Raw genomic sequence first — 24,924 nt, forward strand, 5'->3', positions numbered from 1 at the left:
AAGCGTTCATTGATTAACCCGGGTATTTCATAAACTGCCCCGAATCTCGCGTAGGAATTTGTCGCTCTAAGGGATTTTGTGAGGGAGCGCCGTACCGGGGAGTACGGTCGACTGAACAAAACTCCCTTAGAGCGGCAAAGGACAAGCGAGAGCGGGAGCACGTTTATGAAATATCCGGGTTAAGGTCGGAATAAAACCGAAAGTCATTCCGACCTTCATTCTTCGCTACATACATGGCTTCATCTGCAGCCTTGATCAAACCGTCAGCATCGCTGCCATTCTCAGGGTAAAGCGCAATACCGATACTGGTACCTACTTTTCTTGCAACATCGCCCAGTTCATGGGGTTCCTTCAGTGCCGCAAGAATTTTATTGGCAACCGTTCTGGCATCTTCCGGGTTCCTGACATCGTCCAGAACCACGGCGAACTCATCACCACCGAGCCTGGCAATCAGGTCGACTTTACGGATACAACCCTCCAGACGACTGGCAACACTGGTCAGCAACTGATCCCCTGCATCATGGCCAAGCTGATCATTGATCTGTTTAAAATGATCCAGATCCAGGAACATAACCACTGTCTTATTCTGGTAGCGGTCACTCCGGTCCATTGAGGACTGCAGAAACTCCCGGAATAACGTCCGGTTAGCCAGCCCCGTCAGGCTATCGTACTTGGCCATTTTCACTAGCTGGTCTTCCAGCTGTTTGCGCTCAGTTATATCCTGAAAGACAAACACGGCTCCCTGAACCACGTTCCTGCTATTAACGATGGCCGCAATATTGAACTCCGCCGGAAACCGTCCCCGGCTCACGTTGATTAATTCAGTGGACTGTTTAAGTGTCCCGCCCTGTTCCAGGCACTCACGGTAAATAGCTGACTTCTGCCATTGCTCCTGAGCTGTTTCACCCGTGGTGTCGTCCAAAAGAAACTGGCTGATATGCTGATCCAGAAAAGCGCCTTCAGCGCCGCCCAATAACTCACAGGCTGTTGGATTGATAAAGGTTATCCTGCCCTCTTTATCGACCCCGACAATACCTTCTCCTGCACAGTCCAGCAGCAGCTTGTTCTTCTGACTGATCCATTGCAACTCCCTGGTTACCTGTTCAAGCTCCAGCCGCTGTTCCGCAAGTTGTAAAAATACTTTCACTTTACCCAGAAGAATTTCCGGCACAATCGGTTTAGGCAAATAGTCAACAGCTCCCGACTGATAACCCTTGGCGACGTAGCTTTGATCTTTATTAATCGCCGTCACAAAAATGATGGGGATATTGGCCGTTTGCTTGTTACTGTGCAGCAATGTCGCCGTCTCAAAGCCATCCATGCCGGGCATCTGCACATCCAGAAGAATAACCGCAAAGTGATGGGCCAGAACTTCAGACAGCGCCTTCTCGCCAGAATCCACCTTGTGGATCTCAGCCCCCAGCGGCTTAAGTAACTTATCCATCGCCAGCAGGTTTTCCGGACGGTCATCCACAACCAGAATTTTGACTTTGCTCTTTGTCTCCATACCAGACAATCCCTGTCTTATTCCCAAAAGGTTCCATTGATTCTGTCAGCCGACTGAATTCACGAGCCCAGCTTCCTGTAAATTCGCAGCTTATTACTGACATCTTCAAGATGCTCACTGATCTGGCTGAACTTCAGGTTCTCTCTGCGCCCGATACAGAGAAATCCCCTCGGGCATAAACTGTCGTGAATCAGAGTTAACGCCCTGTCCTGCAACTGCTCATTGAAATAAATCAGTACATTGCGGCACATCACCAAATGCATTTCGCCAAAAACCCCATCCGTCACCAGATTGTGATTGGCAAAGGTCAGCCGTTCCGATAAACGACTGTTGACCTTGATTGAATCATAGAGGCTGACCAAATAATCACTGAGCTTATGCTTCCCACCGGCAAGGCGGTAATTGTTTTCATAAAGTTCAATATCTTCTGCCGGATAAATCCCCTTTTTGGCCAGATTCAGAGCATCATCATTGAAGTCCGTGGCGTAAATCTGACAACGATCCAGTATCCCTTCCTCTGCCAACAGGATCGCCATAGAGTAGACTTCCTGACCGGATGCACACCCTGCATGCCATATCTTGATAAACGGGTAAGTCTTGAGCACAGGAATGACCTCTTCCCTCAAGACTTTAAACACATCCGGGTCCCGAAACATTTCCGTCACCACAACGGAAATACTTTTCACAAAGCGATAAAATGCCCGTTGATCGTGCAGGAACAGGGGAATCAACTCACTGATATGGTTGATGCCGCTCTGCTCCATGTATTTTCTTACCCGACGGATCATGGATGCTTTGGCATAGTCATGAAAGTCATAGCCATAGTGCTTCTTGACAGCGTCCAGCAGTAAGTCGAGTTCCAGATCCGCTACCGGGCAAGTCTCCATCATCGCAGCAGCCACACCTTCAGCATTGCTGTCAGCTTGTCCATATCCAGCGGTTTGGTCATGTAATCATTGGCGCCTGCCTCAAGGCATTTGGCCTTGTCACCCGCCATGGCCTTGGCGGTCAGGGCGATCACCGGAAGCTCTTTGAATTCATTCATTTGCCGAATAGTGGCGGTGGCTTCATAGCCATCCATAATGGGCATCATAATATCCATTAACACCAGCTCAATGCCGTCTTCTTCCTCAAGCTTGCTGATCGCATTTTTGCCGTTGTCTGCCAGTACAACTTCCAGCCCCATGCCCTGAAGGGCTTTGGAAAGGGCAAAGGTATTTCTCAAGTCATCATCAACCAGCAGGATCTTGTGTCCATCAAGACGCTTCTCTGACCCGGCCACCGGCTCTTCGGGCGTATCATTCACCTGATCCTTATTAACGGTATGCAAGAACAGGCTGACTTCATCCGTGATTCTTTCCAGGGCTCTATCACCTTTCATCACCATGGCATTGGTGAATTCCTGCAGCCGGGAGTGCTCAGTCTTATCGACAGGTTGCGCGGTGTGAATCACCACTGACGGCATATCTGATCCCAATTTGCCTGTCATTTTTTCCAGGAACTCCAACCCTCGCACTTCTCCGAGCTCCAGATCCATAATCAGGCAATGCCACTGTTGATCAACAAGCCTCTTCTCAGCTTCTTCTGCGGTGCTGGCATACCCTACATGGAGCTCTTTTTGCTCCAGCATGCTGCCTACCAGGGATCTTTGCTCTTCATCCAGATCGAGAATCAGTACATCGTGAATTTCCTGACTAATGGCCTGCCCAAGGGTCAAAAATGCTTGATCAATATCGGTAACCGTCACCGGCTTTCTCAAATAACCAATAGCGCCAAGACTGGAAACCAACTCCGGATCCCGACCCGAAACAATATGCACCGGAATATGCCTGGTTGACTCATCGCCTTTTAACTGAGCAAGCACCTCCTGCCCATCCATATCCGGCAAGCCTAAATCCAGAATAATGGCCGATGGTTGATGTTGTCGGGCCAGGGCAATTCCCTGCTCTCCTGTTTCTGCATGCATACAGCCAAAGTGATGTTTACCCGCCAGTTGACCAAGAATGGTGACAAAGTGAGGATCATCTTCAATAACCAGCAGCTGGTAATCAAACGATGCCGCAGGCACAGATAACTCCGCCTCCTGCTGGGGCGCATTATTTATTTCTGGCTTTTGAGCAGGAGCCTCTGACGCTCCCATAGACTGGTCAAACACATCGGACACATAGTTTTCTGCCAGTACTTTCTCAGGACCAAGAGAACACACGGGATTAGTCGGCAGGAACAGAGTAAAGGTGGTTCCTTCACCTTCCTTGCTGTCCAGCTCAATAAAGCCCCCCAGCAGTTCTGCCATCTCTCTGGAGATCGCCAGACCAAGCCCGGTGCCGCCATATTTTCGGCTGGTAGACCCATCGGCCTGCTGGAATGAGCCAAAAATCGCTTCCTGCTTCTCTTTGGGAATCCCGATCCCACTATCTTTAACAGCAAAACCAGTCCAGGTATCGTCTGAAAAATGGCCAGAGCGGGTTTCATTAAACATCCTTACCTGAACAATGCCTTCCTCGGTAAATTTGAACGCATTAGAAAGGAAGTTCTTAATAATTTGCATTAGCCGCTGGCTATCAGTGAAAACAGACCGGCTGGTACCGCTCTCTATGCTGATCTGAAATTGCAGGCCACGGCTTTCTGCCAGCGGGTTAAACATGGCTTCAATACTACCTGTGATCTCGTTCAGGGGCGTATCATCAAGGTTGACCGACATTTTTCCCGCTTCAACCTTGGACAGATCAAGAATGTCGTTGATCAGCTCGAGTAACTCTTTACCACCGTTATAGATCACCTGTGCAGACTCCACCTGGTCCTCTGTCAGGTTACCTTCGTCGTTTTCTGCCAGCATCTGGGAAAGGAGCAATAAAGAATTCAGGGGCGTGCGCAGCTCATGGGACATATTGGCAAGAAATTCAGATTTATATTGACTGGCCCGGGCAAGCTCCTCGGCCTTTTCCGCTATCTTTTTACTGGACAGCTCAATATCTTTATTCTTTCTCTCAATCTCTTCTTTCTGGAGCATCAGCTGTTCGCTGAGTTCTTCCAGTTCGACATTGGATTTCTGCAGCTCCTCACTCTGGGCTTTCAGCTCTTCCTCTGACTCTTCCAGAATACCGGCCCGCTTTTCCAGCTCTTCATTAACTGAACGCAGCTCTTCTTTTTGTTCCTTTAGTGCTTCTGATTGCTGGGTGGTGGTATCAAGCAGCTGATTAACCCGGGTTCGATACTGGGCAGAGTTAATGGCAATGGCAATACTTTCAACAGAATGTTGCAGAAACAGGCGCTGCTCATCCGTCATTGGACCAAGCCGTGCAAACTCAACGCCCCCTTTCAGATCATTTTCATAGCACAGCGGGACAATGATCAGATGAGTCGGCCTGGCAGAGCCCAGTCCGGACTCAATTTCAAGATAGCCATCGGGTACATCGGCTATCTCCATCGTTTCCCTTTCCAATGCTGCCTGACCAATCAGCCCCTCACCCATGGCAAAAGACTTTGCCTGTTGATTGCGTTTACTCCAGGCATAGGTGCCCATCAACAGCAGCCGGTTGTTATCATCTTTTACAAACATGGCACCGGAATGCATATCCAGATAGCGGGCAATATAAGTCACAATGTTACGGCACAGCTCAGCCATTGCCTGCTCACCACGCACACTGTTATACAGCCCGGCCATACCTTCCTGAAGCCAGTTTTTCCGGGTATTTTCCGCACTGACGGTACGCAACCTTTCGGTCATCTGGGCAAAACTGCGACTGAGTTCGCTGATCTCATTATTACCGTTCAGGACAGTCCCTTCGGCGTAGTCACCTGCGGCGACTCGATTGACCCACCGGGTGATCCGGCGGATGGGCTTCACCAGTTGTCGGGTAACAAACAGAGCAATAACCACCACCAGGGCAAAAGTGATGGCGATAAGCACAAAAAGACGTTTTTGAAAGTCCTGAACTGAGGAAAAAGCATGCCGGTGCGTTACTTCTGAAAGGATGACCATAGGGGTTCCGGCAATATTGATTGGCAGATAAATCCCCAGAACTTCTTCACCATGAATGTAGCTGCGAATATGGTTCAAGCTCGCTTTAGCCGCCCGACCGAACACGTCCTGCTCGTCCAGATTTAAAGCGTCAAGATCTTCTGAAATGGATTCCAGATCATGCTCATGCTGGCCAATAGACTCAAAAGCATGACCATTATCTGCTGAAAATCCTCCGAAATGGTCTTCTTCCTCTCTGTAGCTCCCATCATCCTCAAGATGGCTTAACCACAGGTTAATCAGCGGATTATCATCGCCAAATTTAAGCTGTTCCTGATTTTCAAACCGGGTACCAAAGCGAATTTTACGATCCTTACCGACAAGAAACGACGAGAGACCGACGTCACTGGACTCACCTTTATCAAACATCACCTGAATATTTTTCGGGTGAATCTGCACCGCAATAAAACCCACCGCTTTCTGGAAAGAATCCGCCAGCGGTAATATTAAAAAGATGACTTTCTCATTGCCTATGGGCGGGTAGGCAGCAAGGTCGGCATACTTTGGCTGCTGACCATTCAGGCTGGCTTTAACAGCCTGGGAAAACAACGTATTTTCCAGTTCTGAAGAGAACAGGTTTTTGCCTAAATCACTGTATTCATTCACTGTGAAGAGAATATTGCCTGCCGCATCGCCCAGAATCACATCGGAGTAGTCATAGAATCGCAGGAAATCCACATACTCCATGGAGTACTTTTCATAGATATCCCCGTATTCCCTGGAATTAATAAACTCAGAAACCGGCTGGCTTTTAAAGCCGGGAGCCAGCACCAGTTCGGTAATAAATGCTTCGGAAGATGATGCCATAATGAATAAATTGGTTAACACCGTATCAAAGTATTCATTAATGCGTTGAGTTAACTGAAAATTTACTGATGAAAGCTGATCATAACGATCTTTGATAATGGCTTCTTTTCCGGTCTTGTACTCATTCAGCCCAACAATCACAACAGGCCCAATGGATAAAACAATAAACCAGAGAAAAAGCGTGAGTGCCAGGCCACCCGTCTTTCGCTGACTGTTTTCACTGGGTGATTCTGAACTCATGGCCTGATCTCTGTGCTTTAGCAAAGGATGGAGTCTGGAACTTTTCCATCTCTTAATCATCGTTAAATTGCACAAAAAACTTAGGGTTTGGTGCCATAAGAACCCAAGAAAAAACCAATACAGAGATGGCTGCTACAGGTGGTTATAAATCGGTATGCTGATGATTTGGAGGGGAGTGTTGTTTTGCCCTGGCGGGCACCCGCCAGGACTTTGTAACCGTAGACTTAACCCTGATATTGCCGGATGACTACTGAATCAGCATTCCAAGGGTAACCAGTGAACCCGCCAAAACGCTCAGTGAGCTGGCTAACATCAATACTTCCGGCGTGGTCAGCTTATCGTATTCAGGTTTCATGGTGCACTTCCTTGTACTGCCAGTTCAGTTATAGGGAAAGTATAGTACTGGGAACGTGGCCTTTTAACCAGAACTACCACGCCATTAACAGATTGATTTCAAATGAATAAATAAAAAATAATGATAATTTTAATTACTATTAAAAATTTAAATTGTTATTTTGATTCCAAAATATGGCTGATACTAGAGCTTTACCCAGTTAACCTATTGAAACCAAAGCGGCTCCTGCTGGTACATCATCATTTCGATAAGTTTGATGTGTACAATCTCCGTTCACCCTGAGCGGAGTCGAAGGGTGATTAGCACAGTCTTTATTCAGGGTATGGTGCTTACGCCCTTCAACCGTGCATCCTGAGCGGGGTCGAAGGACGCTCAGGACGAACAGAGCTCGGGAGCCATTGATAGAAGTTCTCTCAAAGCCGCGTATGGCAACCCCTTCAGAAATCAAAGGAAAATACCGCAATCACCCTCCCAGATAGGCCTCCTGGACAGATTTATTCACTAGCAGAGCCTGTCCGGAGTCATGCAGAACAATCTTCCCATTTTCAAGCACATAGCCACGATCTGCCAGCTTCAGCGCCTGATTGGCATTTTGCTCAACCAGAAAGATCGTCATCCCTTCATCCCTCAGCCTGGCAATAATGTCAAAAATCTGTTGAATCACGATAGGAGCCAAGCCCAGTGAAGGTTCATCCAGCAGTAATAGCCTGGGCTTACTCATCAGAGCCCTTGCTATGGCCAGCATCTGTTGTTCACCTCCGGACATGGTGCCTGCCCGCTGGGTGAGGCGCTCCTCAAGACGTGGAAACAGCTCAAGAACATGGCGATACAGCTGACGATAATCCTGCTCATCAGTGAAAAAGCCCCCCATGCTGAGATTTTCTTCCACAGTGAGCCGGGAGAAGACACGCCGACCTTCCGGCACCAGGGCGATACCGGAGCGCATGATATTCGCCGTATCGTCCCGGGTAATGTCCCGCCCACCATAAAAGATCTGTCCACTGCTCGCCCGTGGATCACCACAGAGTGTCATCAGCAGAGAGGTTTTTCCCGCACCATTGGCACCAATTAACGTCACAATTTCACCGGCCCGGATCTCTACACTCACGTCATCCAGTGCCTGAATCTGGCCATAAAAGGTAGAAACATGCTCAAGGCTTAGCAGTGGTTTATCGTTATTCATCAGGACTCCCCCAGGTAAGCTTTGATCACTTCAGGATGATTGCGCACCGCTTCCGGTGTTCCGGATGCCAGGGGCCTCCCCTGATTAATAACATAGATCCGGTCCGAGATTTCCATTACCAGTTTCATGTCGTGTTCAATAAGCAGCACTGACACACCATGATTTTTCCTGAGATCGGAAATCAACTTATCCAGCTCCCGGGTTTCATTAGGGTTCAGTCCAGCAGCGGGCTCATCCAGCATCAACAGTTGTGGGTCGGTCACCATACAGCGGGCAATTTCCAGTCGTCGCTGCTGACCGTAGGCCAGGTTTCCGGCTTCACGATTGGCAAACTCAGTCAGGCCCACTTTATCCAGCCAGTAAGCGGCCCGCTCCATCGCTTCGGCCTCACTCTTGCGAAACGAAGGTGTTTTAAACAGCCCGGCCAACAACCCTGTGTTTAAATGACGGTGCTGGGCCACCAGCAGATTTTCCAGAACCGTCATGGCTTTAAACAACCGCACATTCTGAAAAGTTCGCACTACACCTAAACGGGCAATTTTAAAGCCAGGCAGCTTTTCTACCGCCTGGCCCTGAAAAATAATCTTCCCTCCGGTTGGCTTATAGAAGCCGGTCAGACAATTAAACACTGTCGTTTTCCCGGCACCGTTTGGGCCAATCATGGAGACAATTTCGCCTTTACGAACTTTGAGCGCCATCTGATCCACGGCCAGCAGACCGCCAAAGCGCATACTGAGATCCGATGCTTCCAGCAAACACTGACTCATCTTATAACTCCCTGCAGATTAAACGCTTTCAGCAATGGGCTGACGATTAACAGAAGCATCATCTTTTTTATCCGACGGATGATCTTTCAACGTCAGATGTGGACGTTTCATGGGCATCAATCCTTCCGGACGCCACATCATCATCAACACCATCATCAGGCCAAACATCAGCATCCGGTACTCCTGAAACTCCCGGGCAAACTCGGGCAGTACGGTCATGATAATGGCGGCAAGAATAACGCCCATCTGTGACCCCATGCCTCCCAGGACCACAATCGCAAGGATGATGGCTGACTCAATAAAGGTAAAAGACTCCGGACTGATAAAACCCTGCCGGGCCGCAAAGAAAGTACCGGCAAATCCGGCAAACGCCGCACCGATGGTAAAGGCCGACAGTTTGATGGCTGTTGGATTCAAACCCAGTGAGCGACAGGCAATATCATCTTCCCGAAGTGCTTCCCAGGCCCGGCCAATCGGCATTCTTAACAGGCGATTAATAATGTAGAGCGTTAACAGCACCAGAAGCAGCGCCAGGATATAAAGGAAAATCACTTTATAGCCGCTGCTGTAGTCAATCCCGAAGAACTCGTGAAATGGTACATTGCCGTCTTCTTTGGCTCGCCGGGAAAATTCCAGACCAAACAACGTTGGTTTTGGAATCTGACTGATCCCGTTTGGCCCTCCGGTAATTGAGGTCCAGTTATTCAGCAAAATACGAATAATCTCGCCAAAGCCAAGGGTAACAATGGCCAGGTAGTCTCCACGAAGCCTTAATACCGGAAACCCCAGGATAAAGCCGAAGAATGCCGCCATAACACCGCCGATCAACAGGCAGCTCCAGAAATCGAGACCAAAGTATTGGCTCAACAGCGCATAGCTGTAAGCTCCAACGGCATAGAAACCCACATAACCAAGATCCAGAAGACCTGCCAGACCAACAACCACGTTAAGGCCCAGACCAAGCATGACATAAATAAGCGCCAGTGTTGCCAGGTCCACCGCACCACGGGAAACAAAGAAAGGCCAGACCAGCAGCCCGGCCACCGCAAAACTGATCAGCAGCCGCTTCAGAGGTTTATTGTCATCCAGTGATGGCAGCTGAACCTGCGGTAGTGGATTGTGTTTTTTGGCTCCCTGCCAGAAAGCAGAGATGGGGTTGCGGAATAACTGAACCAGGAAAACCAGGACAACACCGGCAAGAATCAGCTGCCACCGTTCACTGGCCGCAAAGTAAACGACCAACTCTGTATTTTCAGTGGATAGCTGAACCCCGAGCATTAACACAGCAAGCAGCAACAGCGCTCCGGTTGCCATAAAAGCGGGAAACCAGCGCAGTGTGGTAGAAGACTGACGATTCATACCTTTTCTACCTCCGGCTTGCCGAGAATCCCTGAAGGTCGGAATAACAGAATCAGTACCAGCAGACTAAAGGCGACGACGTCTTTATATTCACTACTGAAATACCCTGCGGTAAACGCTTCGGTAACACCAAGAATCAGGCCGCCAAGCACAGCTCCCGGAATACTGCCGATGCCACCAAGAACCGCCGCTGTAAACGCTTTCAAACCCGCCAGAAAACCGATATAGGGGTTAATAACGCCGTAGTAGAGCCCCAGTAAAACACCGGCCACTGCCGCCAGTGCCGCACCGATAATAAAGGTCAGGGAGATAACCTGGTTGGTATTGATGCCAAGCAGCCGGGTCATGCCCAGGTCTTCTGCACATGCCCGGCATGCACGCCCCATCCTTGATTTGGAAATAAACAGCGTCAGAAGTGTCATGGTGATAAACGTAATAATGAAAATCACCACCTGCATGTACGACAGAGTGACATTAAACGCATCAGCGGGCCCAAACGTCCAGCCACCGGTAATCAGGCTGGGCATTGCGACATCTCTCGAGCCCTGGGCGATACGCACATAGTTCTGCAGAAAAATAGACATACCGATTGCCGAGATCAGGGCAATCAGTCGGTTACTGTTTCTTAATGGTCGATAGGCCACCCGCTCAACGGCAAAGCCATAAGTACTGGTAATAATAATACTGATGATAAAGGCGGCGGCCAGCATCAGGGCAATACTGTCAACCCCCATCAAGGCAAGACCGGCCAGCACGGCAAAGGCAACATAGCTGCCGATCATATATATCTCGCCGTGGGCAAAGTTGATCATTCCAATGATGCCATAGACCATCGTGTAACCGATGGCTATCAGGGCATAGGTGCTCCCGACAGTAAGGCCGTTCAGCAATTGCTGGATAAAATAATAGGCTGACTCAGGCATGGTCGAATCCATAAAAAAGGCCCGCATGTTGCAATAACGCTTATGGCGTTCTGCTCTCCCTGCAGGCCTTTTACTGCTTTAGTATTATTAGACTGGTGCCGTCTGGTTAGTCGACTGCACTATTTCCTTTATTGATACCCTGCCCATGCAGGCAGGGCACTGTTCCGATCACTTGGTCAGGGCAGTTTTGCTGCCATCAGAATGCCACTGATAAACGACAAAGCTGAAGTCCTTCAGGTCACCCTTGCCATCAAAGCCAAGGTCACCGGTTGGTGTTTTGAAGTTATTGGCACGCAGGCTGCCGGCAACTTTCTCAGGGTCTTCACTGGCGGACAGCTTCATGCCATCTGCCATGACCTGCACCGCAGAGTAAGCGGGAAAGACAAACGGGCCGGAAGGATCTTCACTCCTGGCCTTGAATGCCTCCACCAACCGGGCATTGGCCGGATCCTGGTCAAAACTCTTGGGCAGAGTGACCAGCAAGCCTTCTGAGGCCTCACCGGCAATGGCAGAGATATCCTTGTTGCCGACACCTTCAGGCCCCATGAACTTAACATCCAGCCCCTTCTCTGCACTCTGGCGCAAAATCAGGCCCAGCTCAGGGTGATAACCACCGTAATAAACGAAATCGACATCCTCTTTCTTGAGCTTGGCAATCAGGGCAGAGAAGTCTTTGTCGCCGGCCGTTACACCTTCATAAAGCGCAACGTTAACTCCGGCCTTCTGAACTTCGTCACGAACACTGGAGGCCAGGCCTTCTCCGTACTGCTGCTTGTCGTGAATCACCGCCATTTTCTGTGGTTTTACCGCATCAATGATGTATTTCGCAGCCGTTGGCCCCTGCATGCTGTCCAGACCAATGGTTCTGAAAATCAGCTCATAGCCACGGGTGGTGATGTCCGGGCTGGTTGAGGCGGCAGTGATCATCAAAACACCTTCATCTTCATAAATATCAGAAGCAGGCTGAGTTGAAGAAGAACAGAGATGACCGACAACAAATCGAATATCGTCGTTTACAATCCTGTTGGCAACCGCTACGGCTTGCTTGGGGTCACAGGCATCATCGAAGACAACCCCTTCCAGCTCCTTGCCATTGACGCCACCCGCCTGGTTAATCTGCTCAATGGCCATTTTGGCACCAATAAACTGCATATCGCCATACTGGGCAACCGGTCCGGTTACCGGGCCTGCCAGGGCGATTTTGATGGTATCTTCTGCGGATGCGATGGATGCACTGCCCAGTGCCACTGCGGCAGTCAAGACTGCCATTTTTTTATTGAATGATTTCAGCATGTCAGTCACTCTTTATTGTTGTTTTTCATGCCTGAGTTTACAGAGCATTCACTACGCTCAACGCAGGTCGCCAAGCATTTTTATTATTAGCAATAGCTATATTAAGGATTTTTTCTATTCGATCCAGCCTAATATTGCGGTTTTTTTATGGCAACAGCGGAATCCACCTATCAATAACTAAAGATCACAGCTGTTCCAGAGAACCCGCTTTAATCATTTGCCGGTAATTGTTCTAACACCGTCGTTTGTACCCAACAGCAGCACATCAGCAGGACGACAGGCGAACAGACCATTAGTCACCACACCAACGATGCCATTGATTTTTTGCTCCAGTGCAACCGGATCCAGAATCTTCATATTCCAGACATCCAGAATCACGTTACCATTATCAGTCACCACCCCTTCGCGGTAGGCAGGATCGCCTCCCAGCTTTACCAGCTCACGGCCAACATGACTGCGAGCCATGGGAATGACTTCCACCGGCAATGGGAATTCACCCAGCACACCCACCGCCTTGCTCTCATCGGCAATGCAAATGAACTCTCTGGCTACCGCTGCAATGATCTTTTCCCGGGTCAGTGCCGCACCACCTCCTTTAATCAGGTGAAGATGTTCATTGGCTTCATCTGCACCATCAATATAAAAGCGCAGGTCAGACACCGTATTCAGGTCATAAACAGGAATACCATGGGATTTCAGCTGCTCGGTAGATGCCTCAGAGCTGGAGACACAGCCATCAAAATCATCCTTGTATTCAGCCAGCGCATCAATAAAAAAGCGCGCAGTAGAACCGGTGCCAACACCGATCACCATATCTTTTTCCAGATGGGGCAGGATATATTGCAATGCGGCTTCGGCGGTGGCCTTTTTGAGCTGATCCTGATTCATGGGGTTTCCTGATAATACTGAGCGGTTAATAGGGCTGAAAACGCGCCGTATATTACACCATTTTCCGGCAAATTGGACGAGTGCCATCCTGAAGCTTATTCCTATAGAATGAGAGCTTCGCAGCACTGCCTGAACTCAATAAAGCTAACAGAAGACACCAGCAGGACAGCATGCCACACCGTTATATTCGAAAAATACTGGAAGCCAGGGTCTATGATGTCGCCATCGAAACCCCGATTGATGAGGCCCGCTTCCTCAGTCAGCGCCTGGATAACCGGGTTCTCCTGAAGCGGGAAGACTTACAACCGGTATTCTCCTTCAAAATTCGGGGCGCTTATAACAAGCTGGCCCAGCTCACGACGGCAGAAAAAGAACGCGGCGTTATTGCCGCTTCGGCCGGGAATCATGCCCAGGGAGTAGCCCTGGCCTCCCGGGAAATGGGAATCAAGGCCACCATCGTCATGCCGGTCACCACCCCCGAGATCAAAGTGAAGTCGGTACGGGCTTACGGAGCCAGGGTCGTACTGCATGGCGACGCTTTTGACCAGGCTCTGGCTCACTCTTTTACCCTGGTTGAAAAGCACGGCTACACCTTTATTCACCCTTATGATGATATAGATACCATCGCAGGTCAGGGCACTATCGGCATGGAGATCCTGCGTCAACAGACCGGTGCCCTGGATGCGGTGTTCATCCCGGTGGGCGGCGGTGGTCTGGCGGCAGGTATCAGCGCCTATATCAAGTACCTGCGGCCCGACGTCAAAGTCATCGGTGTTGAGTTTGAAGAGTCGGCCTGCCTGAAGGCGGCGCTTGATGCGGGTGAACGGGTTGTCCTGCCCCATGTGGGCATCTTTGCCGATGGTGTAGCGGTGGCGCAGATTGGTGAAGAGACATTCAGGATCTGCCGGGAGTGTATTGACGAGGTCATCACCGTCACCGCCGACGAAATCTGTGCCGCGATCAAGGATATCTTTGATGATACCCGCTCTGTCTGTGAACCTGCCGGTGCCCTGGGCATTGCCGGTATGAAGAAGTATGTCAGTCGGGACAGGGTCCGGGGCCAAACACTGCTGGCCGTTGACAGCGGTGCCAACATCAACTTTGACCGTTTGCGCTATGTCTCGGAACGCACAGAGCTGGGTGAAAAGCGGGAAGCGATCATCGCTGTTACCATTCCGGAACAACCCGGAAGCTTTAAACAGTTCTGTGAACTGCTGGGTCGCAGAAATATCACCGAGTTTAACTATCGCTACCATAACCCGGACAAAGCCAGAATCTTTGTCGGTGTTCAGGTCCACCCTGATCAGATGCCCATCGACCGTCTGGTTAATGAACTCCAGCAGCACGGCTACCCCGTGGTTGACCTGACCGACAATGAAATGGCCAAACTCCATGTTCGCCACATGGTGGGCGGGCATAGCGAAGCGGTCAACAATGAACAGGTTTACCGGTTTGAATTCCCGGAGCGCCCGGGAGCCTTATTAAACTTCCTGAGCAAACTGGGCCAGCGCTGGAATATCACCATGTTCCACTATCGCAACCACGGAGCGGCCTATGGACGGGTTGCGATAGGCCTGGATGTCCCGGAAGAGGAGCACCAGCATATCCCTGAATATCTTGATGCCATTGGCTACCGTTACTGGTCTGAAAATGAGAATGAGGCTTATAAGGCGTTCCTGGGAGACTAGTGCATGGTTTCAATGGGTTTGACGTGTACAATCTCCGTTCACCCTGAGCGGAGTCGAAGGGTGATTGGCACAGTCTTTATTCAGGGTATGAAGCTTACGCCCTTCGACCGTGCATCCTGAGCGGGGTCGAAGGACGCTCAGGACGAACGGAGTTTGGACGCCAATAAAAGGAACCCATCAATTACCTTTAAACCGTGTACCAGGAGGCTAAACATGCAGGTCGTCACCTGAAGAAACCGACACCCGAGCCTAACGTCATGCACCATGATCTCTAAGTTTTATGGCGCATGCCGGTGGGGCCTCGAGCCCAAAAATCCAATCAATAGATACTCACCAAACGATCCTGCCTGCAACAACAAACTTCACTCTTTTCTGAAAAGAGGAACAGCCACGGAACTTATTAGTACTTTTATACTCTAAAGAATTTGAGCAGATTAATCATAAGAATTAAATAACACAAGGATATTACGTAATGGATCAAATCAAACTGGATGCTCAGGCCGCACGTTTATTTACATGGCACAAGAATGCAGATTCCTTACTGCTAATCAGGGCCATAAAATGCCTTATTAATGGCATCAAGGCATATTATGGTCGTTTTTCTGTTAGCGCCTTAGACAGTAACACCCAAAAGCTGATGAAAGAACACCCAGATGCACTGTATACCCAAAAACTCCATAAACCATTAAATGTCTTTGATATTAGCATTCCGTCAGCCTGTAAAAGCTCAACCCCCTATATTTCCAATAAAATAGAAAAACTGTATAAAGAAGGACGCGGAATGCTGGTTAAACTGGCTTTCAATGAGAATGGCAGTGTTGCCCCAATCCCCATCTATAATTCCGATAATTCCTACCCCCCGATAAACCTTAATTGTCAAGTCCACCGCTCTGATACTGACACCGTAGCACCTGGAAAAACAATAGTCTGCCGACATTTCGCCTGGGCTTATGCCACAAAAGTGTTTGGTCGGAGAAAAGATTTTCATAAAGTAGCTACCCCGAAAGAAATACAGTCAACCTTTGCAAATACACCTGATCGTCCTTCATCATTTGTGCACCATAATCCAGATGGATTAGAAAATGGCCCAATTACAAAAAAATCTTATTTTGCTGATGGATATTATTTCCGTGAGGGAAAGTTTTCTGAAGCTCTTACGATGCTGACAGAAAAGTACTGGAATATGGCTGCTGGTAATGAAAAGAATTTTCTTTTTGGTTCACGAAAAGATAAAGAATTAGCTGGCCACGATATGGCCATGAGATTAAAAAAGCAGGATGGATGCATGAAGGTTATTTTTTACGACCCTAACGGTACACTCATACACAAAACAATCCTTCTCTCAGAACCCGGTTTGGCTGCACACATTACTGTTGAAGATCTTGGAGCGAGCTTCCTATTTAATGGAGCACTCGTTAATATCGATGACAGGAAGAAATCTGCTGATGAATGTGATATCCAGTTCTTTGGTGGCCCACCTTCCTCGCTGCTTTTAGAACCCGGGCATATAGATCATCCCTTATTCAGACGAGCTCCTGATTGATAGATCACCAAATAGTTTACCTGTCATTTTTTATAAACCGGGATAAGCGATCCCGGCTTATAAAAAACATACAGCCTCTCAAACATAAAACAGCACTACCGAAATGTCTGTTAGTGAAGCCATAGACCAGTTAAAAACATGACCTCCGGGTTAAAAAAAACCTTCTCCGATCTTCCAAACTGGCACCTGCTTTCCTATGACAAGCACACAACTTTCCAACTAAACCCAATAAATCCCCCCCCATCAAACCACCCTGCCTGCAACAACAAACTTCACTCTTTTCTGAAAAGGGGAACAGCCACGGAACTTATTAGTACTTTTGCACTCTAAGATTTTAGACAAATTAATTATAAAAATTAAATAACACAAGGATATTAAGTAATGGATCAAATCAAACTGAATGCTCAGTCAGCACTTTTATATACATGGCACAAAAATGCAGAATCCTTACTGCTAATCAGGGCAATAAAATGTCTTGTTAATGGCATCAAGGCCTATTTTGGCCGTTTTTCTGTCAGCGCCTTAGACAGTAATACCCAAAAGCTGATGAAAGAACACCCAGATGCATTGTATACCCAAAAACTCCGCAAACCATTAAATGTCTTTGATATTAGCATTCCGTCAGCCTGTAAGAGTTCAACTCCCTATATTTCCAATAAAATAGAAAAACTATACAAAGAAAGGCGCGGAATGCTGGTTAAACTGGCTTTCAATGAGAATGGCAGTGTTGCCCCAATCCCCATCTATAATTCCGATAATTCCTACCCCCCCATAAACCTTAATTGTCAAGTCCACCGCTCTGATACTGACACCGTAGCGCCTGGAAAAGAAATAAGCTGCGATCATTTCACCTGGGCTTATGCCACAAAAGTGTTTGGCCGGAGAAAAGATTTTGATAAAGTAGCTACCCCGGAAAAAATACAGTCAACCTTTGCCAATACACCTGATACTCCATCAAAGGATGCGTACCTTGAGGGCCCAAAAACTGAAAGAACTTATTATGCTGATGGATATTATTTCTTGAAGGAAATGTTTCCTGAGGCTCTTACGAGGCTGGTAGAAAACCACTGGAATATGGCGAATGGCGATGAAAAGAATTTTCTTTTTGAGACACGAGGGAACAATATAATTGGCCACATAATGGCCCTGAGATTAAAGAAGCAGGATGGGTGCATGAAGGTTATTTTTTACGACCCTAACTATACACTCATGCACAAAACATTCCTTCTCTCGGAACCCGGTTTGGCTGCACACATTACCATTGAAGATCTTGGACCCAGTATCTTCTTTGATGAAGGAGCTCTTGTTAATATTGATGACAGGAAGAGGTCTGTTGATGAGTGTAATATCCAGTTTTTTGGTGGCTCATATTATCAGTTCCGGATGAATGCACTTGCTCTTGGGCATATCGATCATCCCCGATTCCTGCCGAGAAGAGAAACTGATTGATAGATCACCACATAACCTTACCTGGCATTTTTTATAAACCGGGATTAGCGGTCCCGGCTTATAAAAAATATACAACCTCTGAAACATAAAACACCACTCTTTCCTGAGCTGAAGGATAGCCGTGGAACTTTTTAGAACTTTTATACTCTAAAAGTTTCAAGCAAATGAATCATAAGAATCAAGCAAGGGATATCATGTAATGGATCATATCAAACTTGGTGTTCTGCCAGCACTATCACATTCATGGTGCAGACATTCAGAATCCTTACTGCCAATCAGGGTCATAAAATCTCTTGTTAATGGCATCAAGGCACTGTTTGGTCCTTATTCTGTCAGCGTTTTAGACGGTAGCACCCAAAAGCTGATGAAAGAACACCCAAATGCATGGTTTACCCAAAGACTCCATAAGCCAATAAGTGCTTATAACATCAGCATCCCGTCAGCCTGCAAGAGTTCAACCAGCTATGTTTCCAATAAGATAGATAAATTGCATGATGAAGGGCGTAGACTTAAGGTTAAACTTGCTTTCAAACAGGATGGCAGTATTGCTCCAATCCCCATGTATTACTCCATTAAACCCTGGCACTCCAAGTGCCTTAATGGCTCAGCGCGTCGCTCTGATACTGACACCGTCGCACCTGGAGAAAAAATAAACTGCCGACACATCGCCTGGGCTTATGCCACAAAAGTGTTTGGTCGGGGAAAAGAGACTTTTAAAAGAATAAACACCCCAAAAAAGATACAGTCAATCTTTGCAAATACACCTGATATTCCTTTAAGGCATGCGCTCCGTAATCCAGATGGAATAAAAAAAGGCCCAATTACTAACAGATCCTTTTATGCCGATGGATATTATTTCCACGAGGGAGCGTTTTCTATGGCTCTTTCGGGACTGGTAGAAAAGTATTGGAATATGCCTGCTGGCGATGAAAAGAATTTCTATTTTCGGTCAAAAGTTGATAAAGGCTCGGGCCACGCAATGGCCCTGAGATTAAAGAAGCGGGATGGATGCATGAAGGTTATTTTTTATGACCCTAACGAAACACTTATGCACAAAACCTTCCTGCTCTCAGAACCAGGTTTGGCTGCACACATTACCGGCAAAGATCTACAAGACAGTTACCGTAACATCTTTGATGGAGCACTAATTAATATTGATGACAGGAAGAAATCTGCTGATGAATGTGATGTCCAGTGCTTTGGTGGATCAACTGACGACTTGCGATGTTTATCAGCAGCAGGGCATGAACGTCATCCCTTATTCAGAGGTAGACGTAATGGTTGACAGATCACCCCACAACTTACCTGGCATTTTTTATAAAGCGGGATTAGCGCTCCCGGCTTATAAAAAATATACAACCTCTCAAGCATAAAACATCACTCTTTCCTGAGCTGAGGGATAGCCTTGGAACTTTTTAAAACTTTTGTCCTCTAAAAGTTCCAAGCAAATGAATCATGAGAATCAAACAAGGGATATCATGTAATGGATCAAATCAAGCTTAGTGTTTTTTCAGCACTATCACATTCATGGTACAGACATTCAGAATCCTTACTGCTAATCAGGGCTATAAAATGCCTTGTTAATGGTATCAAGGCATTGTTTGGTCGTTATTCTGTCAGCGTTTTATACGGTAACACCCAACAGCTGATGAAAGAACATCCAAATGCACGGTTTACCCAAATACTCCATAAACCATTAAGTGCTTATAACATTAGCATCCCGTCAGCCTGCAAGCACCCAACCGGCTATGTTTCCAATAAGACAGACAAACTGCATGATGAAGGGCGTAGGCTTCAGGTTAAACTCGCTTTCAAGCAGGATAGCAGTGTTGTCCCAATCCCCATGTATAACTCCGATAATACCTGCTCCCCCATATGCCTTAATGGTAAAGCCCACCGCTCTGATACTGACACCAAAGCACCCGGAGCAAAAATTGTCTGCCGACATTTCGCCTGGGCTTATGCCACAAAAGTGTTTGGTCGGGGAAAAGATACTTTTAAAACAATAAACACCCCGGAAAAAATACAAACAACCTTTGCCAATACATATGCTAATCCATCAATGGTTGCGCACCTTCATCCAGAGGGATTAGAAGACGGCGCAACTACTGTCAGATCCTATTATGCTGATGGCTATTATTTCCGTGAGGGAAAGTTTTCAGAGGCTCTTACGAGGCTGGTAGAAAAGTACTGGAATATGGCTTGTGGCGATGAAAAGAATTTTCTTATTGATTCACGAGGTGATGAATTAGAATCCCACCATATGGCCCTGAGATTAAAGAAACAGGATGGATGCATGAAGGTTATTTTTTACGACCCTAACGCTACACTCATGCACAAAACAATCCTTCTCTCGGAACCCGGTTTGGCTGCACACATTACCGGCGAAGATCTCGGGGCAAGCTACCTCTTTGATGGAGCACTTGTTAATATTGATGACAGGAAAAAGTCGGCTGATAAATGTGATATTCAGTTCTTTGGTGGCTCACCTACCCTGTTGCTTGCAGCACCGGGGCATCTGGATCATCCCTTATTCGGGGCATGATGGAGAAAAGATATTGGTTGATAAATCACCCCATAACTTACCTGGCATTTTTCATAAACCGTGATGCGCGATCCCGGCTGATAAAAAACATACAGCCTCTCAAACATAAAACATCACTCTTTCCTGAGCTGATGGATAGCCGTGGAACTTTTTAGAACTTTTGTACTCTAAAGGTTTCAAGCAAATGAATCATAAGAATCAAGCAAGGGATATCATGTAATGGATCATATCAAGCTAAGTGTATTGTCAGCACTATCACATTCATGGTTTAGACATTCAGAATCCTTACTGCCAATCAGGGTCATCAAATCCCTTGTTAATGGCATCAAAGCACTGTTTGGCCGTTATTCTGTCAGCGTTTTAGACGGTAACACCCAAAAGCTGATGAAAGAACACCCAAATGCATGGTTTACCAAAAGACTCCATAAGCCAATAAGTGCTTATAACATCAGCATCCCGTCAGCCTGCAAGAGCTCAACCAGCTATGTTTCCAATAAGATAGACAAACTGCATGATGAAGGGCGCATACTTAAGGTTAAACTTGCTGTCAAACAGGATGGCAGTGTTGCTCCAATTCCCATGTATTACTCCATTAAACCCTGGCACTCAAAGTGCCTTAACTGCACAGTACGTCGCTCTGATACTGACACCGTAGCACCTGGAAGAAAAATAGTCTGCCGACATATCGCCTGGGCTTATGCCACAAAAGTGTTTGGTCGGGGAAAAGAGACTTTTAAAACAATAGATACCCCAAAAAAAATACAATCAACCTTTGCAAATACATCTTTTTTTCCAGCAGCAGAAGCACACTATATTCCAGATGGATTGAAAAACATCCGAACTACTCCCAAATCCTTTTATGCAGATGGATATTATTTCCACGAGGGAGCGTTTTCTGAGGCTCTTTCGGGGCTGGTAGAAAAGTATTGGAATATACCTGCTGGCGATGAAAAGAATTTTTTGTTTCATACAAAAGGTGATTCAAGATTTGGCCACGTAATGGCCCTGAGATTAAAGAAGCAGGATGGATGCATGAAGGTTATTTTTTATGACCCTAACGAAACAATTATGCACAAAACATTCCTGCTCTCGGAACCGGGTTTGGCTGCACACATTACCGACAAAGATCTACAAGCCAGTTACCGTAACATCTTTGATGGATCACTAATTAATATTGATGACAGGAAGAAATCTGCTGATGAATGTGATGTCCAGTGCTTTGGTGGCTCACCTGACGGCTTGCGATGTGGCTCAGAAGCAGGGCATGAACATCATCCCTTATTCAGAGGTAGACGTAATGGTTGACAGATCACCCCACAACTTACCTGGCATTTTTTATAAACCGGGATTAGCGGTTCCGGCTGATCAAAAATATACAGCTTCTCAGACATAAAATAACGCAACCGATGCGGCTGTCAGTGAAGCCAGAGACCAGTTAAAAGCCCTTAAACTTTGCTCATTTTTCAGAAATCGCCTCAATCCTGAGCCAAAAACTACCCAGACTGAACAACAAGGCAGATTGATTAGAGTAAATATCACCCCAACCAGTAAAACAGAAAGCGTGTAGTTATCACCAGGCAATGTAAATACAACAGCGCTACTGACGGCCATCATCAGGGCTTTCACATTCACAAACTGAAAACTGATGGCCTGAAGAAAAGTCATTGGTCTTTTACTGTCCGCCTGTTCTGAAACACTGGCAGCCGTGGCAATCTTCCATGCCAGCCACAATAGATACATGGACCCAATATATTTCAAACCCGTTTGCAGCTGTGGATACCTCTCAAAGACACTCCCCAGTCCAAATGCAACCCCAAGAAACAGAATAAAGAACCCAATAGAAACACCCAGCATGTGGGGAATACTTCTGGCAAAGCCATAATTGACCCCACTGGCTGCCAGCATAATATTATTGGGCCCGGGTGTAATACTGGAGCTCAAGGCAAAGGTTACCAATGGTAACCAGAGTATCTCTATCTCATTCATTTTTCTCTCTGTAAATTTTAACAATGCCCTTGAAAATTGCCCCCATACAATCAAACAAACGACGATATAAAGGCTTCAATGAAGTATGATGCATGGACAAAAAAGCGTGCAATTAATAAATTGTCACCATGACAAAGATATCATTTCAAACATAATAAAAAGACAATGGATAAAAAAATAAGCTTCCCGGGCTGGCTGAAAAGCCTTTCCTTCAATTCCGGCCCCAAATATATGGCTCTCGCCGATGCCATCGAGCAGGCCGTTAAAAATGGATCATTACACTCAGGCGATAAACTGCCTACTCATCGCTGGCTTGCCGATGTTCTTAACGTAACCATTGGTACTATTACCCGGGGCTATGCTGAAGCAGAAAGACGACGGTTGATTACCGCCAGAGTGGGCAGTGGAACTTTTGTTACCGGTAAGGTCTGGCAGCAGGCCCAATTCAATGTACCTCAAAAACCAGAGCCTACGCTTATTGATATGAGCCTGACCCTTCAGGTTCCGGCACCGAGAGAAGAGATACTGGCCGAGACGCTGCAAATGATTGCATCAGACCCTCTGCGCATGACTTCTCTGCTGGACTATCTGCCTGAAACCGGACTTGAAAGGCATCGCAGTATCATTGCCGGATGGCTTGCAACGCTGTCGATCCATGTAAATCCAGACAATATTCTTATCACCAATGGGGGCCAGCATGGCAATATGATGGCTCTTCAGGCAGCCACCCGGCCAGGGGACACCATCGTTTCCGAGTCCCTTACCTATCCGGGGTTCATCAATGCGGCAAGGCAATGGCAAACTCACCATATAGGTTTGCCGATGGATGAGCATGGCCTGATTCCAGAAGCACTGGAACAGTGCTGCCTGCAACACCGCCCGAAACTGCTGTATCTAATGCCATCCCTGCAAAATCCGACAGCGCTTATTATGCCAATACAACGGCGAGAGCGAATCATTGAGATAGCACGCAGGCACAAACTTATAGTTTTCATGGCTGGCTCAAGCTACCCGAACCCTGGCGGGCCGAGACTTTTGTACGACATCTGAATAATAAAGGAGTAAAAGTACTCCAGTCAGAACTGTTTGCCGTTGGCAGCTACCCAGTTCCCCAGGCCGTACGCCTTTGTATCAGCAGCCCTGATAGTGACAATAAAGTTCAGTTCGCTTTGGAAACCATTCGGGACATCCTGACCGTAGAACTGGACCCCATCTATCGACCACTGGTGTTCTAATAATGATGACAAACGACAAAATAAAACTGATTGCTAATTATCTGCTTTTCCAGCTTGGCTGGCTTGCCTGTGTTCTTGGGGGGGATCAAATTGCCCTGGCTGCAGCCGTAATAGTCCTTTTTATCCACTTGCTATGGATAGGTAACTGGCATAAGGAAAAACAAATACTGGCTCTTACCTTGCTACTGGGGTGCGCTATCGATAGCTTTCTTGGAAATCTGGAAATCCTGAAGTTTAACTCTCAACTGGATGACGCTGGACGTATTTTACCACTCTGGCTGGCCTGTCTGTGGCTGATATTCGCCACCACTCTAAGGCACAGCCTTGACTGGTCCCGAACCCACAAACTCTACGGAGCCATACTGGGCTTCCTTGGGGGACCATTAAGCTATTTGGCCGGGTCAAAAATAAGTGATGTAACCCTAGCCCAGCCTTTATGGCAGACGCTGTTGATCCTGGCCATTATCTGGGCAGTTGTTATCCCAATGCTTCAGTCCTTTTCCCAGGCATGGCTGGATAAAGCAAAAAGTGGATAACGCCTTATGCTACTCAGCAGCTTTTTCAGTTTAAAAAGCTGCTGTCAGCTATAAAACCACCGGTAAACAGTCAATCAATTTCTGCCTCGTACTCTTTATAAGCGAAAATCCGATTAATGTGATGACTCCTGGTCAGCTTCTTAAACCAGTACGTACACCAATGCTCCGGCGTTATTGAATCCGCCGGGGCAGGAACACCTGCCTCAAAATAATCAATCAGAACACTCTGATCTTCATCATCCAGCACATTAAATAATATTCCGGGACCGGCGGTAGAGCCGTCATCCAACAGCCGCACCCTGGGATGAAAGATCATATCTATATTAACTCGCCAGATATCATATTTATTACACATCATCAGGCGAAAACGCGCAGTATCAAACTGGGCACCTGAACCTGCTTTAATAAATTGATAAGACTCCAGCCAGGCGGGAAATTTACGAACAACCAGACCTTCGATCTTGCGATCACCGCTGGCAAGCCACTGCTGCAACGCTGCCGACTGTTGCTGCAGCAAATCATCGATAGAAGAACAAGGCAAAGTTAGTGCTCCCATCCGATTCTCCTGATTCATCAATTATCGCTATTCTTCTTTCGCT

General features: G+C 47.2%; 19 protein-coding genes. 8 read left to right on the plus strand and 11 right to left on the minus strand.

Annotated elements, in window-relative coordinates; all coding sequences use genetic code 11:
• Positions 1-163 precede the first annotated feature (163 nt).
• The 9 genes from ACO6UY_RS04590 to rpiA all read right to left on the minus strand — a co-directional run bounded on the left by ACO6UY_RS04590 (position 164) and on the right by rpiA (position 13,343).
• Positions 164-1,507 carry a diguanylate cyclase domain-containing protein gene (locus tag ACO6UY_RS04590; protein ID WP_422489208.1) on the minus strand — a complete coding sequence of 448 codons (1,344 nt, stop codon included), beginning with the start codon at positions 1,505-1,507 and terminating at the stop codon, positions 164-166.
• Positions 1,508-1,566: 59 nt separating this feature from the next.
• Complete coding sequence (locus ACO6UY_RS04595) at positions 1,567-2,397, minus strand: CheR family methyltransferase (protein ID WP_422446684.1); 831 nt, start codon at positions 2,395-2,397, stop codon at positions 1,567-1,569.
• The gene (locus ACO6UY_RS04600; RefSeq protein WP_422489210.1) at positions 2,394-6,575 is read right to left on the minus strand and encodes a response regulator; all 4,182 of its coding nucleotides are present in this window, start codon (positions 6,573-6,575) and stop codon (positions 2,394-2,396) included. Before ACO6UY_RS04600 ends, ACO6UY_RS04595 begins: the two co-directional genes overlap by 4 nt.
• Before the next feature lie 818 nt (positions 6,576-7,393).
• Positions 7,394-8,095 (minus strand): ABC transporter ATP-binding protein, encoded by a 702-nt coding sequence (locus ACO6UY_RS04605; protein ID WP_422467221.1) that lies wholly within the window; start codon positions 8,093-8,095, stop codon positions 7,394-7,396.
• Between the two features lie 17 nt (positions 8,096-8,112).
• Positions 8,113-8,880 (minus strand): high-affinity branched-chain amino acid ABC transporter ATP-binding protein LivG, encoded by a 768-nt coding sequence (gene livG / locus ACO6UY_RS04610; RefSeq protein WP_422446688.1) that lies wholly within the window; start codon positions 8,878-8,880, stop codon positions 8,113-8,115.
• An 18-nt stretch (positions 8,881-8,898) separates the two neighbouring features.
• Positions 8,899-10,239 carry a high-affinity branched-chain amino acid ABC transporter permease LivM gene (locus tag ACO6UY_RS04615; RefSeq protein WP_422489212.1) on the minus strand — a complete coding sequence of 447 codons (1,341 nt, stop codon included), beginning with the start codon at positions 10,237-10,239 and terminating at the stop codon, positions 8,899-8,901.
• Positions 10,236-11,162, minus strand: coding sequence for a high-affinity branched-chain amino acid ABC transporter permease LivH (livH, locus tag ACO6UY_RS04620; RefSeq protein WP_422459574.1), 927 nt, complete (start codon positions 11,160-11,162; stop codon positions 10,236-10,238). Before livH ends, ACO6UY_RS04615 begins: the two co-directional genes overlap by 4 nt.
• Positions 11,163-11,330: 168 nt before the next feature.
• Complete coding sequence (locus ACO6UY_RS04625) at positions 11,331-12,455, minus strand: branched-chain amino acid ABC transporter substrate-binding protein (protein ID WP_422446694.1); 1,125 nt, start codon at positions 12,453-12,455, stop codon at positions 11,331-11,333.
• A 213-nt stretch (positions 12,456-12,668) separates the two neighbouring features.
• Complete coding sequence (gene rpiA, locus ACO6UY_RS04630; RefSeq protein ID WP_163369652.1) at positions 12,669-13,343, minus strand: ribose-5-phosphate isomerase RpiA; 675 nt, start codon at positions 13,341-13,343, stop codon at positions 12,669-12,671.
• A gap of 125 nt (positions 13,344-13,468) precedes the next feature.
• On the opposite strand from rpiA, the gene ilvA reads away from it, so the two are divergent.
• The 6 genes from ilvA (at position 13,469) to ACO6UY_RS04660 (ending at position 21,873) form a co-directional block, all read left to right on the plus strand.
• The gene (gene ilvA / locus ACO6UY_RS04635) at positions 13,469-15,031 is read left to right on the plus strand and encodes a threonine ammonia-lyase, biosynthetic (protein ID WP_422447915.1); all 1,563 of its coding nucleotides are present in this window, start codon (positions 13,469-13,471) and stop codon (positions 15,029-15,031) included.
• 472 nt (positions 15,032-15,503) lie between these two features.
• A complete protein-coding gene (locus ACO6UY_RS04640; protein ID WP_422459576.1) occupies positions 15,504-16,574 on the plus strand; it encodes a hypothetical protein in 1,071 nt (356 codons plus the stop codon).
• Positions 16,575-16,955: 381 nt separating this feature from the next.
• Positions 16,956-18,023: a ShET2/EspL2 family type III secretion system effector toxin gene (locus ACO6UY_RS04645; protein WP_422446700.1), complete on the plus strand. Its 1,068-nt coding sequence runs from the start codon at positions 16,956-16,958 to the stop codon at positions 18,021-18,023.
• 199 nt (positions 18,024-18,222) lie between these two features.
• Entirely contained in the window at positions 18,223-19,308 is a 1,086-nt protein-coding gene (locus ACO6UY_RS04650; RefSeq protein WP_422446702.1) for a hypothetical protein, read from the plus strand.
• Between the two features lie 198 nt (positions 19,309-19,506).
• Positions 19,507-20,568 (plus strand): ShET2/EspL2 family type III secretion system effector toxin, encoded by a 1,062-nt coding sequence (locus ACO6UY_RS04655; protein WP_422489215.1) that lies wholly within the window; start codon positions 19,507-19,509, stop codon positions 20,566-20,568.
• Positions 20,569-20,787: 219 nt separating this feature from the next.
• Entirely contained in the window at positions 20,788-21,873 is a 1,086-nt protein-coding gene (locus ACO6UY_RS04660; protein WP_422489217.1) for a hypothetical protein, read from the plus strand.
• A gap of 78 nt (positions 21,874-21,951) precedes the next feature.
• On the opposite strand, the gene ACO6UY_RS04665 is transcribed toward ACO6UY_RS04660, so the two are convergent.
• Complete coding sequence (locus tag ACO6UY_RS04665; protein WP_422489219.1) at positions 21,952-22,509, minus strand: LysE family translocator; 558 nt, start codon at positions 22,507-22,509, stop codon at positions 21,952-21,954.
• Positions 22,510-22,719: 210 nt separating this feature from the next.
• Between ACO6UY_RS04665 and ACO6UY_RS04670 the strand changes: the two genes are divergently transcribed.
• Together ACO6UY_RS04670 and ACO6UY_RS04675 are read left to right on the plus strand one after the other, a co-directional pair.
• Positions 22,720-23,604 (plus strand): PLP-dependent aminotransferase family protein, encoded by an 885-nt coding sequence (locus tag ACO6UY_RS04670; protein ID WP_422489220.1) that lies wholly within the window; start codon positions 22,720-22,722, stop codon positions 23,602-23,604.
• A gap of 187 nt (positions 23,605-23,791) precedes the next feature.
• Positions 23,792-24,325: a DUF2878 domain-containing protein gene (locus tag ACO6UY_RS04675; protein WP_422489222.1), complete on the plus strand. Its 534-nt coding sequence runs from the start codon at positions 23,792-23,794 to the stop codon at positions 24,323-24,325.
• A 70-nt stretch (positions 24,326-24,395) separates the two neighbouring features.
• Here ACO6UY_RS04675 and ACO6UY_RS04680 read toward each other — a convergent pair whose 3' ends face one another.
• On the minus strand, positions 24,396-24,881 hold the full coding sequence (locus tag ACO6UY_RS04680; protein WP_422489223.1) for a hypothetical protein: 486 nt from the start codon (positions 24,879-24,881) through the stop codon (positions 24,396-24,398).
• Positions 24,882-24,924: the final 43 nt, after the last annotated feature.

Origin of the sequence: Endozoicomonas sp. ALE010 (genome assembly GCF_049310165.1) — a bacterium.
In the GTDB taxonomy this organism is placed as follows: Bacteria; Pseudomonadota; Gammaproteobacteria; order Pseudomonadales; family Endozoicomonadaceae; genus Endozoicomonas.

What these genes read in the sequence shown, in the direction of transcription:
- ACO6UY_RS04590 (WP_422489208.1), bottom strand. Translation starts at nt 1,507, where the DNA reads ATGGAGACAAAGAGCAAAGTCAAAATTCTGGTTGTGGATGACCGTCCG.
- ACO6UY_RS04595 (WP_422446684.1), bottom strand. Translation starts at nt 2,397, where the DNA reads ATGATGGAGACTTGCCCGGTAGCGGATCTGGAACTCGACTTACTGCTG.
- ACO6UY_RS04600 (WP_422489210.1), bottom strand. Translation starts at nt 6,575, where the DNA reads ATGAGTTCAGAATCACCCAGTGAAAACAGTCAGCGAAAGACGGGTGGC.
- livG (WP_422446688.1), bottom strand. Translation starts at nt 8,880, where the DNA reads ATGAGTCAGTGTTTGCTGGAAGCATCGGATCTCAGTATGCGCTTTGGC.
- ACO6UY_RS04615 (WP_422489212.1), bottom strand. Translation starts at nt 10,239, where the DNA reads ATGAATCGTCAGTCTTCTACCACACTGCGCTGGTTTCCCGCTTTTATG.
- livH (WP_422459574.1), bottom strand. Translation starts at nt 11,162, where the DNA reads ATGCCTGAGTCAGCCTATTATTTTATCCAGCAATTGCTGAACGGCCTT.
- ACO6UY_RS04625 (WP_422446694.1), bottom strand. Translation starts at nt 12,455, where the DNA reads ATGCTGAAATCATTCAATAAAAAAATGGCAGTCTTGACTGCCGCAGTG.
- rpiA (WP_163369652.1), bottom strand. Translation starts at nt 13,343, where the DNA reads ATGAATCAGGATCAGCTCAAAAAGGCCACCGCCGAAGCCGCATTGCAA.
- ACO6UY_RS04640 (WP_422459576.1), top strand. Translation starts at nt 15,504, where the DNA reads ATGGATCAAATCAAACTGGATGCTCAGGCCGCACGTTTATTTACATGG.
- ACO6UY_RS04645 (WP_422446700.1), top strand. Translation starts at nt 16,956, where the DNA reads ATGGATCAAATCAAACTGAATGCTCAGTCAGCACTTTTATATACATGG.
- ACO6UY_RS04650 (WP_422446702.1), top strand. Translation starts at nt 18,223, where the DNA reads ATGGATCATATCAAACTTGGTGTTCTGCCAGCACTATCACATTCATGG.
- ACO6UY_RS04655 (WP_422489215.1), top strand. Translation starts at nt 19,507, where the DNA reads ATGGATCAAATCAAGCTTAGTGTTTTTTCAGCACTATCACATTCATGG.
- ACO6UY_RS04660 (WP_422489217.1), top strand. Translation starts at nt 20,788, where the DNA reads ATGGATCATATCAAGCTAAGTGTATTGTCAGCACTATCACATTCATGG.
- ACO6UY_RS04670 (WP_422489220.1), top strand. Translation starts at nt 22,720, where the DNA reads ATGGATAAAAAAATAAGCTTCCCGGGCTGGCTGAAAAGCCTTTCCTTC.
- ACO6UY_RS04675 (WP_422489222.1), top strand. Translation starts at nt 23,792, where the DNA reads ATGATGACAAACGACAAAATAAAACTGATTGCTAATTATCTGCTTTTC.
- ACO6UY_RS04680 (WP_422489223.1), bottom strand. Translation starts at nt 24,881, where the DNA reads ATGGGAGCACTAACTTTGCCTTGTTCTTCTATCGATGATTTGCTGCAG.